This window comes from Cupriavidus sp. USMAA2-4, assembly GCF_001854305.1.
GTDB lineage: Bacteria > Pseudomonadota > Gammaproteobacteria > Burkholderiales > Burkholderiaceae > Cupriavidus > Cupriavidus malaysiensis.
Genome location: NZ_CP017749.1, coordinates 1,037,333 through 1,051,401, shown reverse-complemented (window position 1 = coordinate 1,051,401; position 14,069 = coordinate 1,037,333). Strand labels below are relative to the sequence as shown.

Here is a 14,069-nt window from a genome sequence, read left to right as displayed (position 1 = left end):
GGCGGCCAGGCTTAAGCCTGGCTTAAGAGGAGCCGGCGTCGCGCGACGACGATGCGATGGGCGACGCTGCGGGGCCTGGTGAAGGCAGCCCCGGCTACAGCAGCACGCGCAGCGCTGCGGGGTCGAGCAGGGTGATCGACTTGGAGCGGACCTGCACCCAGCCCTCGCGCTGGAAGCGCGACAGGATGCGGCTGACGGTTTCCAGCTTGATGCCGAGGTAGCTGCCGATTTCCTCGCGCGTCATGCGCAGCGAGAAGGCCGTCGACGAATAGCCGAGCGCGCGCAGCCGCGCCGACAGGTTGAGCAGGAAGGAAGCGACGCGCTGCTCGGCGGAAAGGCCTGCCAGCAGCATCGCGTGCTCGGATTCGCGCACGAGGCCGGCGCTCATCACCTTGAGCAGGCGGTGCTGCAGGTCGCGCGTCTCGCGGCACAGCGCCTCCAGCACGCCGAAGGGAATCACGCACACGGCGCTGTCTTCCAGCGCGACCGCATCGCAGGTGTGGGTCTCCGAGTCGATGCCGTCCAGCCCCAGGGTCTCGCCGGCCAGGAAGAAGGCGGTGACCTGGTCGCCGCCGCCGGGCGCGGGCACCACGGTCTTCATGGTGCCGGCGCGCAGCGTGTAGACGCTCTGGAAGGCGTCACCGGCACGGAACAGGTACTGCCCGCGCTTGACCAGGCGCCAGGTGCGCCCGTCGGCGGGCGCCGGGCGCGCCTGCCCGCACATGCCGGAGCAGACGCCTTGCAGCATGCAGCGGTTGCAGCGCGCGGCGCCGTCCGGGCCCGGGGCGGCGCTGTCCTCGGTGCCATGCGCTGGCTGCGGGCGGTGCGACGGCAGGGAGATGGGAAAGGTATCCGCGCTGACGTGGGGGCAGGTATCAAGCATGTCGGTATCCCTGTGGCTGGCTCGGGCGCGCGCAGCAGCGCGGCAAGCCCCGGTGGGCTGCCCGTCCGCGGGCGCGCCGGTGATCTGTGAATCCAGTATTCCACCTGCGCGGCGCCGATCCAATCAGGCTGCGCTGAATCGGCTGTCATCCGCGCGAAGAGAGATGTCAGGTTTCCCTGACGGGGCGGGAAGCGACGGGACGGGGCGGGAAAGGGCCGGGCGTGGCGACAGGGCAGGCATCCTGGCTACGGCATCGCCCGGGAAGGGGAAGGCATGCCGGATGTGGATCATGCGGCGCGGGTGGAGAGGGTCGGCCATCTCCTCCGAGCGGTGGAGTTTCCAAGTCGGCAAAACTCGCCTAACGTATCTCATGCCCCCGCCAAGGCATTTTTCCGCCCCCTTCCCCCGCATGCTGCGTGGTCATTCCTCCACTTCTTCGGATCCAGCCGGGCGTACCGCACCGAAGCTGGCGGCCTGCGTTGCCGCTATCGCTGCCGTTGCCGCGATGGCCGCCGCGGCGCTGGCGGCGCGGCGGCGCACGGTCCGGGTGCCGCTGCCGGTGCCGGACGGCAAGGCCGCGGCGGGCGCCGCCGCGCTGGCCACCGAAAGCGAGGCCCGCCTGGCCGGCATCATCCGCTCGTCGATGGAGGCCATCATCACCGTCGACGAGCAGCAGTGCGTGGTGCTGTTCAACCCGATGGCGGAGACCCTGTTCGGCTGGAAGGCGGAGGACGCCCTGGGCCGCCAGCTCGGCGATTTCATCCCGGCGCGCTACCGCGCCGCCCACGAACGCCATGTGCGCCGTTTCGGCGTGACCGGCGTCACCGAGCGGCAGATGGGACAGCAGCGCACCCTGTACGCGCTGCGGCGCGACGGCGTCGAGTTTCCCATCGAGGCCTCCATCTCGCAGACCCCGGACGGCGGCGGCAAGCTGTACACCGTGATGCTGCGCGACACCACCGAGCGCGTGCTGGCCGAGCAGGCGCTGCGCCGCTCGCGCGAGGAACTGCAGCAGCTTTCCGACAGCATCCTGGCCGCGCGCGAGGAGGAGAAGCGGCGCATCGCGCGTGAACTGCACGACGATCTCGGGCAGCGGCTGAGCGCACTCAAGATGGATCTCGCCATGCTCGACGAGGACCTGCGCCAGACCGCCGCCGCCGATGCCGCGCGCGCGCAGATCGCCGCCATGCAGGCGGTCATCGACGAGACCGTCGGCTCGGTGCGGCGCATCGCCGCCGACCTGCGGCCGGCGCTGCTCGACGAGCTGGGACTGGTGCCCGCCATCGAGTGGCTGGCCAAGGACTTCTCCACGCGCTATGGCATCCGCATCGAGCCGCACGCGCTCGGCGACGAGATCGAGGTGCCCGAGCGCACCGGCACCGCCGTCTACCGCATCGTGCAGGAGGCGCTCAACAATGTCGCGCGCCATGCCCACGCGACGGCCGTCGAGATCGCGCTGGTACGTGCCGGCGACTGGTACCAGCTGACCGTGCGCGACAATGGCTGCGGCTGGGACGGCAAGATGCCGGAGCGCGGCAGGCGGGTGTCGTTCGGCCTGCTCGGCATCCGCGAGCGCGCCAGGCTGATCGGCGGCAGCGTGGCCATCGCGCACACGCCGGGCGCAGGCTTCGGCCTGACCGTGCGCTTCCCGGCGGTGGCGGGCTGCGGCGAGGAGGAGCACGCATGATCCGGGTGATGATCGCCGACGACCACGCCGTGGTGCGCGACGGCCTGCGCCATATCCTGGAACGCGCTGGCGGCTTCGAGATCGTGGCCGAGGCGGCGGACGGTGCCGAGGTGCCGCGCCTGGCCAGGGAAAGCGAGCCCGAACTGCTGCTGCTCGACCTGTCGATGCCCGGGCGCAGCGGGCTCGAACTGATCCGGCAGCTGCGCGCCGAGCGTCCCGCGCTGCGCATCCTGGTGCTGACCATGCATGCCGAGGAACAGTACGTGATGCGCGCCTTCCGTGCCGGGGCCGCCGGCTACCTGACCAAGGAGAGCGCGGCGATGGAACTGGTCAATGCCATCGCCAAGGTCGCGGCGGGCGGCACCTATATGAGCCAGGCGATCGCCGAGAAGCTCGCCACCGGCCTGCAGGAAGGGCTGGAAGCTCCGCACCTGCGCCTGTCGGACCGCGAAATGGAGGTCTACCGCCGCCTGGTCGCAGGCGAGGCGCTGGTGGACATCGCCGCCGCGCTGTGCGTGAGCGCCAAGACCGTCAGCACCTACAAGATGCGCATCATGGAGAAGCTCGAACTGGCCAACGACGCGGCCCTGGTGCGCTACGCGATCCGCCACCGCCTGTTCGACGAGGCCGACGATCTGTGAGGCCGCCGCGGTGCGCTGCGGCCGGGCGCTTCTTCTTTTCTCCCCCTCTCCTTTCCTTTCCTCTTCTACTGCACGCCGTTGCCCGTGGTGTAGCCCACCGTCTGCGCCAGCAGCGGCACCTCGTCCTCGTTCAGCGACAGCGCCTCTGCCAGCAGGCGCTGGTTCAGCCAGCCGCGCACCACGGTACCCAGCCCGCACGAGGCGCAGTACAGGTAGACGTTCTGCGCGATGGCGCCCGCCGCGATCGCCGGGAACACTTCCTGCCCCGACTTCGGCAGTCCCTGCAGGCGTGCGCGCCGGACCACATAGATCAGGTCGAGCGGCGCGGTGGCGACGAAGTCCTGGTAGCCGGTCAGGTTGCGCGCATCGACCGCGCGCTTGAGCACCAGGGTATGGTGCAGCGGTTCGTAGCGGTAGACGCCGGTCGGCAGTGCCACATAGATGTCGATCTCGTTCAGGCCGTGCGCCGACGGCGCGGTGCGCCCGCCGGTATCGCTGCGGTTGACGCCGCCGGCGGCCCACAACAGTTCGCCCAGCCGCGCCAGCGGCAGCTCGCGTGCGGCGAACTCGCGCGTGCTCTTGCGTTCCCATAGCGCGCCCATCAAGGGCAGGCCGGAAGCCATGTCGGGCGCCGGCAGCGCGATGGTGCGCTCGGATTTGCCGCGCACCGCCTTCGGCTCCTTGCCGGCGAGCGGTTGATACGTGAGCGACTTGACCTCTTCCATGCTTGTCTCCTGGACCCGTGGCGGCAGCGGTGCGCCAGGCAGGCCTGCCGCGTGCCGCTCCGTTGTCCAACTTAGGCCATCCCTGCCGGCGGGGCTTGATGGGCGTCAAAGGACAGGTGGCGCGCCATCTTGCGCTGGGTCAAGCCGCGGCCGCGGGGGCACGCTACAGTCAATGCAGCCGGCGCTGCGGCGCCCTGTCTTCACAGGAGCCTGAACATGCCTTACTCGACCATCATGGTGCTGCTCGACAACAGCCGCAGGGCCTATCACCGCCTGGAGATCGCCACCCGGCTGGCGGCCGCGCAGCGGGCCAGGCTGCTCGGCCTGCCGCTGATACCGCAGCCGGACCCGGGCCTGGCCCTGCTGCGCCAGCAGGATCGCGGCTTCATGGATGCCCTGCAGGCGCGCCACGAGGCGGCCATCAGCCAGATGCGCCATGCTTTCGAGGGCGCCGCGGACGAGGCGCCGGTGGCGGTCGAGTGGCGCGCGGTGGCTGGCGCTCCGGCCGACGTGGTGCGGCGCGAAGCCTGCCTGGCCGACCTCGTCGTGGCCGGGCAGAGCGATCCCGGCGACGACGAAGCCTGGATCGGCGAGCGCTTCGTCGAGTCGTTGCTGCTGGGCTGCGGCCGCCCGGTGCTGGTGGTGCCCTATGCGGGCCGCTTCGCCAGCGTCGGCGCCACGGTGATGGTGGCGTGGAGCGGCACCCGCGAAGCCACGCGCGCGCTGCACGATGCGCTGCCGCTGCTGCGCCTGGCGCGGACCGTGCATGTCGTCTGCGCGCCGCACGATGGCGGCGCCGCGCGCGAGCGCGAGGCGCCCGGCGAGCACGCCGTGGCCAGCCTGCGCTACCACGGCATCGACGCCACGCTGCATACGCTGCCCGGTGTCGCGGGCGATGCGGCGCTCGGCGAACTGCTGCTGTCGCGCGCCGCGGACCTGGGCGTTGACCTGCTGGTAATGGGGGCCTACGGCCACGCGCGCATGCGCGAGGTGGTGCTGGGCGGTGTCACCCAGACCCTGCTGGGCGCGATGACGGTACCGGTGTTCTTCTCGCACTGAGACCGGGATGCCCGCGCGGGGGCGCAAGGCGCCGCCCGCCGCCGGCAGGTGGTGGCAGGCGGTGGCAGGTGGCGGCCACGAACGAACGCGCTACAGCTACAGGTACAGAACGCGCTACAAGCGGAACGCGGGCGTCGCCGCCATCTCGCCGGGCAGGCCGTTCTCGCTGCGCTCGCGCCGCAGCACGTTGGACACCATGTCCACCTCGGCGCTCAGCGAGCGCACCGCATCGTCCAGCGTCAACAGTCCGATCACGGCGGATTCGCCATCGCGCACGGCCAGCCGGCGCACGCCGTGCGCCAGCATGCTGCGCAGGGCGTCGCTGACGGCGGCGTGGCGTTCGGTGGTGATCACCCCGGGCGTCATCACGCAGGTGACAAGGGCTTCTCCGCAGGCGGGCAGGTCGGCCAGGCCATGCACCACCATGTCGCGGTCCGTGACCACGCCCAGGATGCGCTGGTAGGGCCCGTCCTGCTCGGTGACGAACAGCAGCTTGGCGCGGCGGTCGCGCATCAGCTGCGCCGCTTCGCGCAAGGTACAGGTCGCGGAAACGTGGTGCAGCGCGTGGGAGCACACTTCGTCGACTCTCATGGGTGGCTCCTGTTATCGGTGCGGGGTCCGGATTCACTATATGGTGGCCGTGCCGCGCCACCTTGATCGAACGCAAGGGCGGTGTCGGCGCACTCACGGCGACCGGCGCCAAGCGCCGCGGACGGGTCGGCATGCTCCCGTCCCAGCCCGCCTTCGCCGCGCTGACCGCATGCCGGCTCGGCATCGGCCTGTGCGCGCTGTGCGGATCAGGGCGGCGCGGCCGAAGATTCCGGCGACGCCGCCGCCGGCGCCGGTCAATGCGCATCAATGCGCATCAATGCGAATCAATGCGCCATCAGCACCGGCACCGTCATGCTGGACAGCAGCGCCTGGGTGACACCGCCCAGCACCAGCTCGCGCATGCGCCCACGTCCGTAGGCGCCCATCACGATGAGATCGGCACCGAAGTCGGCGGCACGCGACAGCAGCAGTTCGCCGACGCCGGCATCGGCCAGCGGCGGCGAACGCTCCAGTGCGGCCTGCACGCCGTGCAGCGCCAGCGCGCGGCAGGCGTGTGCCGGCGGTGTCGCGCTGGCACGCAGGTCGCCCGCGCACAGCAGCAGGGCCTGCGCGCCGGACAGCAGCGGGATGGCGTCATGCAGGGCACGTGCCGCTTCGCGGCTGCCGTTCCAGGCCACGATGGCGCGCGTACCGATGGTGTCGAAGCGGCCGGCGCAAGGCACCACCAGGACCGGCCGGCCCGATTCGAGGATCAGGGATTCGAGGAACTGCGGCCCGACATAGCCCTCCGGCTCGGAAGGATCGGTCTGGCCCGCCACCACCAGTTCGGCCTCGCGCGCTTCGCGCAGCGCCGAGGTGACGGCGTCGCCGTCGGCCTGGCGCCACTCCGATGCGATCGGCAGCGCGTCGACGGCGGCGTGGAAGGCCGCCTCGGCGCGTGCGCGGGTGGCGTCGCGGCGCGCCATGTCTTCGGCCATATAGGTCTCGGCGCCTTCCATCATCGCGTACCAGGCGGGATCGGGTTCGAAGGCGGCGTACAGGCCGATCAGCCTGGCCTGGGCAGCCTGGGCGAGCCGGGCCGCGAGTGCCAGGCGCAGGCTCGAACGCGCCGAGCTGTCGAGATGGACAAGGATGCTGGCTGGGCGCATGGCGGATCCTCCAGGGCGATGCGCGGCGCCGGCGCACTCGCGCGCGCCGGCGGCCGACAGCAGGAAGCGGCAGGAAGCGGCAGGAAGCCGCGGGAAGCGGCGTGCGCGCGCCTCAGCGTATCGTGATGCGCTGCTGCGGCGTGGCTTCCTTCTTGGGCAGTACGACCTTCAGCACGCCGTCCTCGTAGCTCGCATCGACGCTGCCCTCGTCGATATTGCTGTCGAGCGTGAAGGCGCGCTGCATGGTGCCGGCGTAGCGCTCGCGGCGGATCACGCGCTCGCCTTCCTTGGTCTCGGAGGCGCGCTCGACCTTGGCCGAGATCATCACCGTGCCGCGCTCCACCGCGACCTGGATGTCCTCCTTCTTGGCGCCGGGGATTTCCGCCACCACGGTGTAGGCCTTGTCGGACTCGCTGACATCGACCTTGAACGGCATGCCGCTGTCGGCGCTGCCGCGCAGCGCGCGCAGCATGCCTTGCATCACATCGCCGATCGGCTCGAGCGAGAAGGGGTCATGCAGTCGGATATTGCTCATCGTTCTCTCCTGGGAAGACAGGCGGCGCAACGCCGCCTTGCAAGATGCGCGGCGGATTCAGCGGTGCGCCGCCGGCGCGCCGTTCACGCGCAGTTCATCGATCACATTGACCACCCCCGGCGCGGACCAGGCGGCGCCGACCGTGGCGTCGCGCTCGGCCAGGGAATCCACCTGCCCGCTGAGGGTGACCACGCCATGCTCCACGCGCACATCGATGTGGCGGGCCTCGCGCTGGGCGTGGCGGCACAGGGCGGCCTCGATGCGGCGGGCGACGTCGGGCGGCGTCATGCGCGACTGGACGGTCAGGTAGTTGTGCAGGCCGGTGACGCCGCGCAGATGGCTCACGGTGCGTTCGGCCAGGGCGCGCTGGTAGCCCCACTCGACCTCGCCGCTCAGCGTGATCCAGCCCTTCTCGACGCGCACCTTGATGGCGCCGGCGGGCAGGTTGGCCTGCCACTGCAGCGCCGCGTGCGCGGCCTGGGCCAGCGCTTCGTCGCCGATCGCTTCGCCCGGACGCACTTCGAGCTGCACCACCACGCCGCGTACGCCCGCGACGCGCTCGGCGGCGCGCTCCGCCGCCAGCTTCTCCGCGTGGCTGCGCAGGTGGCCGCTGAGCGTCACGATGCCGTCGTTGACCTCGACGCCGATGGCGGCGGCGTGCACCGCCGGCTCCCATTCGAGTTCGGCGCTGACATCCTGGTGGAGCTGGGCATCCGTCTTCATGTCGTCCTTCCTCTGCGTTGGCCGGGCCTGTTCGCAATATAGGCGGCGCGCCGCGACCGGCTTTGACCTGGCGCAAGGCCGCGGTGGCGCGCGCGGAGACAATCGGAGACAGGGCGGATGCCGCGCGCGGTCCGCCATCGACGAGGCAGCCGGACAGGCGAGGGGGCACGATGACAACAGCGGAAGGCAAGGCCTGCACGGGCACGTGCGGTGCCCTGTGCAAGGGATGGCGGGGAGAGGTGGCGACGCGCCTGGACCAGGCCGAGCAGCGTGCGCTGGCGCAGTGCGGCGGAGCCGGGGCCGGCGCGGTCCCGGTGGAAGCGGCGGCCGGTCCGGCCGACCAGGTCGACCGGATCGAGCCGACCGACCAGACCGACCAGACCGACCAGGTCGACTACAAGGACCTGGCCGGCCGCGCCGCCTCGGCGCAAGTGAGCGAGGCGGCGCAGGCGCACGCGCGCCGCGAGCTGGCGGAGATTGCCGCGGCGCGGGCGCGGCTGGCGGCGGGCGACTACGGCATCTGCGCGGACTGCGGGCAGGGCATCCCGCAGCCGCGCCTGCTGGCCTGCCCGACCGCGCGGCGCTGCCTGCCCTGCCAGCGCCAGCACGAGCGGCTGCGGCCGGGCCGGCCGTAGGCGTGGCGGCGGCCTCCGTGGCGCCGCCCGGGTGGCACGGGTGCAGGACTCAGGCGGCTTCGCTGCCGGGGTCCTTCACCAGGCCGATCTCGCGCAGGTAGGACGCCAGCGCCGCGTGGTGCGTGGCCAGGGTGCGGACGATGCCGCTCAGGTCGTCGAGCGAGTAGGCGTCTTCTTCGGCGGCGCGCGCCGGCGCCGGCTCGCCGCCATCATCGGGCACCTCGTGCAGCGCCACGATGCTGCGCGGCAGGCCGAACACCCAGGCGGGCTGCAGCGAGCCCGGCAGGCGTCCCGGCGCCCAGCGCGCGTGGGCAATGTCGTGCAGCAACTGCCGATGGGTATGAGGCACCAGCAGGTAGGCGTGGATCCGGTCGAAGCGGTCCACCGGTACGTGGCGGCAGCGCAGCAGGTCGAGCAGCGCCTCGCGCTGGGCGCCGAAGTCGAGCCGGCGCACGAGCAGCATCACCGCGGTCGGATCGGCGCCGCTCAAGGTGGCGATGGCCTCCTGCATCAGCAGTTCATAACGTGCGAACCACTGCGTGACGGCACCGAACAGGCGCAGGTGTTCGCTGCCCAGGCAGCCCAGGTCTTGCGTGGACATGTCGGTTTCCTCCTGTGCGCGCCTGGGTTTGCGCACGGGCGCGCAAGCGCGCGCGCTTGCGCGCCGCGAGCGCCGCGGCCGCCTTGCCGGGCCGCCCTCAGCCGGCGAAGCGGAAGTGCCCGCTGTGCAGGACGATGCGGTGCGCACCGGTCATCTCGAACAGCGCGCGCGCGACGTCCTGGATTTCCTGCCGGTGGTGCTGGAAGGCGCAGAGCAGGTCGTCGGCGCGCAGGGAGCGCGCGCCGAAGTGGTCTTCCAGCGCCTCGGCCGTGACCGAGTAGGTGGCGGGGTGGCCGTCGACCGTGGCCGCGCAGTCCAGGCAGGGGCCGGCCGCGCAGTAGTCGGGCGTGGCGTCCGGAAAGGCAATCTGCTTGTTCATGCCGTGCTCGCTGTGCTGGCTGGATTCCTCCAGCTTCCCTCTACCTACTGTAGCCACTGCCGCCGCAGAACGTGCGCGCCAGCGGTCCCGTGCCGGATGCCGGCTAAGCCGCCGCCGGCTGGCGCGAATCGCTGCGCACCAGCAGCACCGGCAGCCGGCTCTTGCGGACGACGCCCTCGGCCACGCTGCCCATCAGCGCGCGCGACAGGCCGCGCCGGCCATGCGTGCCGAGCACCAGCAGGTCGGCGCCGCAGGCCTCGGCTTCGGCGACGATGGATTCGGCGAAATGCCCCGGCGCCGCCGGCCGGGTCACCAGGCGTGTCGTGCAGGGCACGCCGGCCGCCTCGCAGCGCCTGGCGGTGGCGGCGAGCACCTTCTCGCCCCAGGCCTCCAGTTCCCGCCGCATCTGCCCGGGGTCGTAGTAGCGTGCGTCATACAGCATGTCGATGTCGTCGGCGATGAAAATCGCCTGGACGGCGCCGCCGCCGGCCTTGGCCAGGCCGATGGCCTGCTCCATGGCCAGTTCGGCGCAGTGGCTGCCATCCACCGCCAGCAGGATGCGTTGATACATGGTAGGTCTCCCGGCCTTGCGGCGAGCAATGAAAAAAGGGGAAGGGCTCAGGCCGCGGCGCGCGCTTCGGCCTGCTGGCCGCCTGCCGCGGCGGCCGGCTCGCGCACCAGCAGCACGGGCACCTCGCACTCGCGCGCCAGGCTTTCGGCCACGCTGCCGAGCAGCAGGCGGCGCAGGCCGTGGCGCCCGTGCGTGCCGATCACGATCATGTCGGCCTTGCATTCGCTGGCGGCCTGCCGCACCGCGGACGGGATGTCGCCCAGCGTCAGCACGTCGTTGACCAGGTGCACGCCGCACGAGACGCCGGCCGCGTCGGCGGCGGCCGCGGCGTCGCGCAGCAGTTCTTCGCCCGCCACTACCAGTTGCGGCCCGAGTGCGCCGGCGTCGACATAGCCCAGGTCGTACTTCAGGTAGCCGTAGTCCACCACGTGCAGGATCTCCAGCCGCGCCTGGGTCGAGGCGGCCAGGGATACCGCCTGCTGCAGGGCCTTTCTGGCGCAGCTGCTGTCATCGATGGCGACGAGGATGGTCTGGGGCATGGCGGGACTCCTGATGATGGGTGGGGGCTGGCGCGGGAGGGCAAGCGCGCTTGGCATGTTTCCGCTCTCTTGATCCACAGTGTGGCGCGGCGGCGGCGGCGCGGCTTGACCTGGATCAGGGAAAGCCGCTGCGGCGCCGCGTGCGCAGCCGGGCGCGCAGATCCGGGCGGCCGGTGCCGCGTTGCAGCGTGCATTTGCCGCCCCGTTAAGCTAGATAATTTCTATATTTCCGAAAATATCGGCTATCAAAGCACGTGGCCCATGATGGGTCGCGGCCGCTCGGCATCCATCGCCCCCATGCCAACGACCACGGCACGCCCGTAACCCGCGTCCCTGATGGCTGCGGTTCCTGTCTGGAGGGGGCAACCATGTCGATATCGCGCAGGCAGTTCCTCAAGGCCACCGGCGGTGCCGCGGCCGGGCTCAGCGTCGCCGGCAATGTACCGGGTCCGGCGCAGGCGGCATCGCCCCCCGCCGACCTTGGCCGCACGGCCCTACCGTTCCCCACCCGCCCGGTCGCGCGCCTGGCGCAACTCCAGGTGAACATCCCGCTCGCCTTTTCCTATCCGGACGCCGCGTCGCCCTGCGCGGTGATCAAGATGGGCGCGCCGGTGCCCGGTGGCGCGGGACCGGATCACGATGTGGTTGCCTACAGCACGCTGTGCACGCACATGGGCTGTCCCGTTGCCTATGACGCCAAGGCGCGCACCTTCAAGTGCCCGTGCCACTTCAGCATCTTCGATCCGGAGAAGTCCGGGCAGATGGTGTCGGGCCAGGCGACCGAGAACCTCCCGCGGGTGCAACTCGAGTACAACGCCAGCGACGGCACCTTCCGGGCCGTCGGTGTCGAGGGGCTGATCTACGGCCGGCAAGCCAACCTGTTGTAAGCGGAGCGTACCGCCATGGCTACCAACAAGGACCGGGTCGCGCTGCCCCCGGCGAACGCGCAGCGGACGGATCTGACCTGCCACTTCTGCATCGTCGGTTGCGGCTACCACGTCTACAAATGGCCGGAAAACAGCGAAGGCGGGCGGGCGCCGGGCCAGAATGCCCTGGGGCTGGACTTTCGCAAGCAGTTGCCGCCGCTGGCCGTGATCATGACGCCGAACATGCAGAACACGGTCACCGATCGCGACGGCAGCCGGCACAACATCCTGATCGTGCCCGACAAGCGGTGCAGCGTGAACAAAGGGCTGTCGTCGACACGCGGCGGACAGCTCGCCAAGGTGATGTTCAACCCCGATGGGGTCGGCCGCGCCCGCTTGCGCAGCCCGCGTCTCTACCTGGCCGATCAGTGGGTCGATATCGGCTGGGACGATGCGCTGGCGCTCTACGCAGGGGTTACCAAGCGCGTCCTCGATCGCGATGGCCCCGGCGAGCTCGCCTTCGATTGCTTCGACCATGGCGGCGCCGGCGGCGGCTTCGAGAACACCTGGGGAACCGGCAAGCTGATGTTCACGGCACTGCGCACGCCGCTGGTCCGGATCCACAATCGTCCGGCGTACAACTCGGAATGCCACGCGACGCGCGAGATGGGCATCGGTGAACTCAACAACAGCTACGAGGACGCCGAGCTGGCGGACGTGATTGTCGCCATCGGCTGCAACTCCTACGAGACGCAGACCAACTACTTCCTGGCGCACTGGCTGCCCAACCTGCAGGGCCAGACCGTCGATAAGCGCAAGCAGCGCTTCCCGGGCGAGAGCATCGCGCCGGCCAAGGTGATCTTCGTCGATCCACGCCGCACGACAACCATCGCGGTGGCCGAGCAGGCGGCCGGCAAGGACAACGTGCTGCACCTCGATATCGAACCGGGTACCGACATCGCCCTGTTCGACGGGTTGCTGACCTACGTGGTCGACCAGGGCTGGCACGACAAGGAGTTCATCGGCGCTTACACCAAGGGATTCGACGCGGCCCTGCGTGCGAACCACCTGTCACTGGAGGACACCAGCCGGATCACCGGCGTGCCCGTCGGGCGCCTGCGGCGCGCGGCCGAATGGGCCTACAAGCCCAAGGCGTCCGGCCACCGGCCGCACACCATGCACGCCTACGAGAAAGGCATCATCTGGGGCAACGACAACTACCTGATCCAGTCGGCGCTGGTCGACCTGGTGCTGGCAACCCGCAACGTGGGCCGGCGCGGGACGGGCGTGGTCCGCATGGGCGGCCACCAGGAGGGATACGCGCGGCCGCCTTATCCCGGCAAGACCAAGATCTATGTGGACCAGGAGATCATCCACGGCAAGGGCATGATGTACACGGCCTGGGGCGCCAATCCGTTCCAGACCACGCTCAATGCGCAGGAGCACCGCGCCGTGATTCTGCGCCGCACGGCGATCGTGCGGGAGGCGATGGGGCGCCTGCGCGGCGCCTCGGTACCGCAGATGGCCGACGCGGTCTACGACGCCGTGAAGAGCAAGGGTGGGCTGTTCCTGGTCAACATCAACCTCTACCCGACCATGCTGGCCGACGGCGCCCACCTGATGCTGCCGGCCGCGCACCCCGGCGAGATGAACCTGACGTCGATGAACGGCGAGCGCCGCATGCGCCTGTCGCAGCGCTTCATGGATCCGCCGGGGACGGCCCGCCCGGATTGCCTGATCGCCGCCGATATCGCCAATGCGCTGAAGCGGCTCTACCAGGCCGAGGGCAAGCAGGACATGGCCGCCCGCTTCGACGGCTTCGACTGGCGCAGCGAGGAAGATGCCTTCAACGACGGCTTCCGCCAGGCCGGGCAGCCCGGCGCGAGCCCCATCGACAGCCAAGGCGGCGGCACCGGCAACCTGGTGACCTACGAACGCTTGCGTGCCATGGGCAACAACGGCGTGCAGCTGCCGGCCAAGGCCTATCAAGACGGCAAGTTGGTCGGCACGGAAATGCTCTACACCGAGGGCAAGTTCGATACGGCTGACGGCAAGGCCGAGTTCAAGCCGGCGACCTGGCCCGGCTTGCCGAAGCCGGTCGAGGCGCAGAAGGCCAAGTACCACTTCTGGATCAACAACGGCCGTGTCAACGAGGTCTGGCAGACGATGTACCACGATCAGTACAACGAGTTCGTGCGGGCGCGGGTGCCGATGGCCTACCTGGAGCTGAACCCCGAGGACGCGCGTCCGCTCGGCATTGCTTCGGGCGACGTGGTCGAGGTGTTCAACGACTACGGCACGACCTATGCTATGGCTTACCTGGAGCCCGACATCAAGCACAAGCAGGCCTTCATGCAGTTTGCCCACTACAACGGCATCGTCGGCAACGTGACCACGCCCTGGACCGACCGCAATGTCGTGCCCTACTACAAAGGCACCTGGGCGGATCTGCGCCGGGTGGGCAGCAGCGAGGAGTTCAAGGACACCGTCAGCTTCAAGCGGCGACGGTTCGATCCGGCCTGATC

Annotated in this window: 16 protein-coding genes; 6 read left to right on the top strand and 10 right to left on the bottom strand. The window is 70.4% G+C overall.

All coding sequences use genetic code 11. From position 1 onward, the window contains the following. Positions 1 to 94: 94 nt before the first annotated feature. Positions 95 to 883: a helix-turn-helix domain-containing protein gene (locus tag BKK79_RS24765; protein ID WP_083384348.1), complete on the bottom strand. Its 789-nt coding sequence runs from the start codon at positions 881 to 883 to the stop codon at positions 95 to 97. 409 nt (positions 884 to 1,292) lie between these two features. Between BKK79_RS24765 and BKK79_RS24760 the strand changes: the two genes are divergently transcribed. Then, positions 1,293 to 2,570 (top strand): PAS domain-containing sensor histidine kinase, encoded by a 1,278-nt coding sequence (locus BKK79_RS24760; protein WP_442873290.1) that lies wholly within the window; start codon positions 1,293 to 1,295, stop codon positions 2,568 to 2,570. After that, positions 2,567 to 3,211 (top strand): response regulator, encoded by a 645-nt coding sequence (locus tag BKK79_RS24755; protein WP_071017809.1) that lies wholly within the window; start codon positions 2,567 to 2,569, stop codon positions 3,209 to 3,211. The genes BKK79_RS24760 and BKK79_RS24755 overlap by 4 nt, the downstream gene beginning before the upstream one ends. Before the next feature lie 65 nt (positions 3,212 to 3,276). Here the strand turns inward: BKK79_RS24755 and BKK79_RS24750 are convergent, their stop codons facing one another. Further along, positions 3,277 to 3,936, bottom strand: a complete 660-nt coding sequence (locus BKK79_RS24750; protein WP_071039126.1) for a SagB/ThcOx family dehydrogenase — start codon at positions 3,934 to 3,936, stop codon at positions 3,277 to 3,279. Positions 3,937 to 4,152: 216 nt separating this feature from the next. Between BKK79_RS24750 and BKK79_RS24745 the strand changes: the two genes are divergently transcribed. Beyond that, positions 4,153 to 4,995 carry a universal stress protein gene (locus tag BKK79_RS24745; protein WP_071039125.1) on the top strand — a complete coding sequence of 281 codons (843 nt, stop codon included), beginning with the start codon at positions 4,153 to 4,155 and terminating at the stop codon, positions 4,993 to 4,995. A gap of 114 nt (positions 4,996 to 5,109) precedes the next feature. On the opposite strand, the gene BKK79_RS24740 is transcribed toward BKK79_RS24745, so the two are convergent. The 4 genes from BKK79_RS24740 to BKK79_RS24725 all read right to left on the bottom strand — a co-directional run bounded on the left by BKK79_RS24740 (position 5,110) and on the right by BKK79_RS24725 (position 7,953). Further along, entirely contained in the window at positions 5,110 to 5,586 is a 477-nt protein-coding gene (locus BKK79_RS24740) for a CBS domain-containing protein (protein ID WP_071017813.1), read from the bottom strand. A 284-nt stretch (positions 5,587 to 5,870) separates the two neighbouring features. Continuing rightward, the gene (locus BKK79_RS24735; protein ID WP_071017814.1) at positions 5,871 to 6,695 is read right to left on the bottom strand and encodes a universal stress protein; all 825 of its coding nucleotides are present in this window, start codon (positions 6,693 to 6,695) and stop codon (positions 5,871 to 5,873) included. 112 nt (positions 6,696 to 6,807) lie between these two features. Continuing rightward, positions 6,808 to 7,230, bottom strand: coding sequence for an Hsp20/alpha crystallin family protein (locus tag BKK79_RS24730; protein ID WP_071017816.1), 423 nt, complete (start codon positions 7,228 to 7,230; stop codon positions 6,808 to 6,810). Between the two features lie 57 nt (positions 7,231 to 7,287). Further along, positions 7,288 to 7,953, bottom strand: coding sequence for a BON domain-containing protein (locus BKK79_RS24725; protein ID WP_071017818.1), 666 nt, complete (start codon positions 7,951 to 7,953; stop codon positions 7,288 to 7,290). Positions 7,954 to 8,123: 170 nt separating this feature from the next. Between BKK79_RS24725 and BKK79_RS41190 the strand changes: the two genes are divergently transcribed. After that, positions 8,124 to 8,588, top strand: a complete 465-nt coding sequence (locus BKK79_RS41190; protein ID WP_083384350.1) for a TraR/DksA family transcriptional regulator — start codon at positions 8,124 to 8,126, stop codon at positions 8,586 to 8,588. 49 nt (positions 8,589 to 8,637) lie between these two features. Here BKK79_RS41190 and BKK79_RS24715 read toward each other — a convergent pair whose 3' ends face one another. The 4 genes from BKK79_RS24715 to BKK79_RS24700 all read right to left on the bottom strand — a co-directional run bounded on the left by BKK79_RS24715 (position 8,638) and on the right by BKK79_RS24700 (position 10,678). After that, positions 8,638 to 9,189 (bottom strand): hypothetical protein, encoded by a 552-nt coding sequence (locus BKK79_RS24715; protein WP_071017820.1) that lies wholly within the window; start codon positions 9,187 to 9,189, stop codon positions 8,638 to 8,640. Positions 9,190 to 9,286: 97 nt separating this feature from the next. Continuing rightward, positions 9,287 to 9,568 carry a DUF1488 domain-containing protein gene (locus BKK79_RS24710; protein ID WP_071017822.1) on the bottom strand — a complete coding sequence of 94 codons (282 nt, stop codon included), beginning with the start codon at positions 9,566 to 9,568 and terminating at the stop codon, positions 9,287 to 9,289. 103 nt (positions 9,569 to 9,671) lie between these two features. Beyond that, a complete protein-coding gene (locus tag BKK79_RS24705; RefSeq protein WP_071039124.1) occupies positions 9,672 to 10,139 on the bottom strand; it encodes a universal stress protein in 468 nt (155 codons plus the stop codon). Positions 10,140 to 10,186: 47 nt separating this feature from the next. Next, the gene (locus tag BKK79_RS24700; RefSeq protein ID WP_071017825.1) at positions 10,187 to 10,678 is read right to left on the bottom strand and encodes a universal stress protein; all 492 of its coding nucleotides are present in this window, start codon (positions 10,676 to 10,678) and stop codon (positions 10,187 to 10,189) included. A 368-nt stretch (positions 10,679 to 11,046) separates the two neighbouring features. Here BKK79_RS24700 and BKK79_RS24695 point away from each other — a divergent pair, with 368 nt between their 5' ends. Together BKK79_RS24695 and BKK79_RS24690 are read left to right on the top strand one after the other, a co-directional pair. After that, the gene (locus tag BKK79_RS24695) at positions 11,047 to 11,565 is read left to right on the top strand and encodes an arsenate reductase (azurin) small subunit (RefSeq protein ID WP_071039123.1); all 519 of its coding nucleotides are present in this window, start codon (positions 11,047 to 11,049) and stop codon (positions 11,563 to 11,565) included. A 15-nt stretch (positions 11,566 to 11,580) separates the two neighbouring features. Then, the gene (locus BKK79_RS24690; RefSeq protein ID WP_071039122.1) at positions 11,581 to 14,067 is read left to right on the top strand and encodes an arsenate reductase (azurin) large subunit; all 2,487 of its coding nucleotides are present in this window, start codon (positions 11,581 to 11,583) and stop codon (positions 14,065 to 14,067) included. The last annotated feature ends 2 nt before the right edge of the window (positions 14,068 to 14,069 follow it).

Coding starts and splice junctions, on each gene's coding strand:
- BKK79_RS24710 (WP_071017822.1), bottom strand. CDS start 9,568: ATGAACAAGCAGATTGCCTTTCCGGACGCCACGCCCGACTACTGCGCG.
- BKK79_RS24715 (WP_071017820.1), bottom strand. CDS start 9,189: ATGTCCACGCAAGACCTGGGCTGCCTGGGCAGCGAACACCTGCGCCTG.
- BKK79_RS24745 (WP_071039125.1), top strand. CDS start 4,153: ATGCCTTACTCGACCATCATGGTGCTGCTCGACAACAGCCGCAGGGCC.
- BKK79_RS24750 (WP_071039126.1), bottom strand. CDS start 3,936: ATGGAAGAGGTCAAGTCGCTCACGTATCAACCGCTCGCCGGCAAGGAG.
- BKK79_RS24740 (WP_071017813.1), bottom strand. CDS start 5,586: ATGAGAGTCGACGAAGTGTGCTCCCACGCGCTGCACCACGTTTCCGCG.
- BKK79_RS24755 (WP_071017809.1), top strand. CDS start 2,567: ATGATCCGGGTGATGATCGCCGACGACCACGCCGTGGTGCGCGACGGC.
- BKK79_RS24730 (WP_071017816.1), bottom strand. CDS start 7,230: ATGAGCAATATCCGACTGCATGACCCCTTCTCGCTCGAGCCGATCGGC.
- BKK79_RS24700 (WP_071017825.1), bottom strand. CDS start 10,678: ATGCCCCAGACCATCCTCGTCGCCATCGATGACAGCAGCTGCGCCAGA.
- BKK79_RS24725 (WP_071017818.1), bottom strand. CDS start 7,953: ATGAAGACGGATGCCCAGCTCCACCAGGATGTCAGCGCCGAACTCGAA.
- BKK79_RS24705 (WP_071039124.1), bottom strand. CDS start 10,139: ATGTATCAACGCATCCTGCTGGCGGTGGATGGCAGCCACTGCGCCGAA.
- BKK79_RS24735 (WP_071017814.1), bottom strand. CDS start 6,695: ATGCGCCCAGCCAGCATCCTTGTCCATCTCGACAGCTCGGCGCGTTCG.
- BKK79_RS24690 (WP_071039122.1), top strand. CDS start 11,581: ATGGCTACCAACAAGGACCGGGTCGCGCTGCCCCCGGCGAACGCGCAG.
- BKK79_RS24695 (WP_071039123.1), top strand. CDS start 11,047: ATGTCGATATCGCGCAGGCAGTTCCTCAAGGCCACCGGCGGTGCCGCG.
- BKK79_RS24765 (WP_083384348.1), bottom strand. CDS start 883: ATGCTTGATACCTGCCCCCACGTCAGCGCGGATACCTTTCCCATCTCC.
- BKK79_RS24760 (WP_442873290.1), top strand. CDS start 1,293: ATGCTGCGTGGTCATTCCTCCACTTCTTCGGATCCAGCCGGGCGTACC.
- BKK79_RS41190 (WP_083384350.1), top strand. CDS start 8,124: ATGACAACAGCGGAAGGCAAGGCCTGCACGGGCACGTGCGGTGCCCTG.